Here is a 773-nt window from a genome sequence, read left to right as displayed (position 1 = left end):
TCACAATGGCGCGCATTTTACGAGAAATTGAATTGTCTGTCATACTAAATCAAGGTTGGACGACGGATTTAACTTGGTGAATGTTGAATTTTGCCTTGGGATGAGTATTATCCCCCTTCTTTGATTTTGACTAACTTAAGAGCTGATTATCATGGCGTTTGTCGTAACCGATAACTGTATCCAATGTAAATACACCGACTGTGTCGCGGTGTGCCCGGCTGACGCCTTCCACGAAGGTCCAAACTTCATGGTAATCAACCCAATAGAATGTATCGACTGTGGCTTGTGTGTTGACGAGTGTGCCGCAGCGGCAATCTTCCAAGAAGACGAGCTGCCTGAAGATCAAACCATCTACAAAGAGCTCAACGCCGAACTCGCAGAAATCTGGCCGGTACAAACTGAAGTGAAACCAGCGATGGATGAAGCGGAAAAATGGAACGGCGTGCCAAACAAGTTGGATATGTTAGAAAAATAACCGCATTCAAAACGAAAAAAGCGTAATGAACCTCAGCTTGACATCGCCTAGGCCGTTACGCTTTTTTGTATCTAAAATTCGTTGATACGATTAGCTGTGCTGACGACGCATGTTGTCCAAAATGATGCCCGTCGCCATTGCCACGTTTAAAGATTCTGCGCCACCGAAAGCAGGAATCGTGATCTTATCTGTCACGAACTTGGACGCTTCTTCTCGCACACCATGTGACTCGCTGCCCATCAACAAAATACCTTCTGCTGAAAACTCAGTTTTATGCACGCTCTCACCTTCAAGGAAA

General features: G+C 45.3%; 2 protein-coding genes. One reads left to right on the top strand and one right to left on the bottom strand.

Annotated elements, in window-relative coordinates; all coding sequences use genetic code 11:
• Positions 1 to 151 precede the first annotated feature (151 nt).
• Positions 152 to 475 carry a ferredoxin FdxA gene (gene fdxA, locus R7Q09_RS25110; RefSeq protein WP_005461160.1) on the top strand — a complete coding sequence of 108 codons (324 nt, stop codon included), beginning with the start codon at positions 152 to 154 and terminating at the stop codon, positions 473 to 475.
• A gap of 90 nt (positions 476 to 565) precedes the next feature.
• On the opposite strand, the gene R7Q09_RS25105 is transcribed toward fdxA, so the two are convergent.
• The coding region (locus R7Q09_RS25105) for a TrmH family RNA methyltransferase (RefSeq protein ID WP_318143815.1) at positions 566 to 773 on the bottom strand (208 nt) is incomplete at its 5' end.

Source organism: Vibrio sp. 2130-1 (assembly GCF_033339515.1).
The sequence above is the reverse complement of the archived record's forward strand: the minus strand, read 5'-3'. Positions and strand labels throughout refer to the sequence as shown.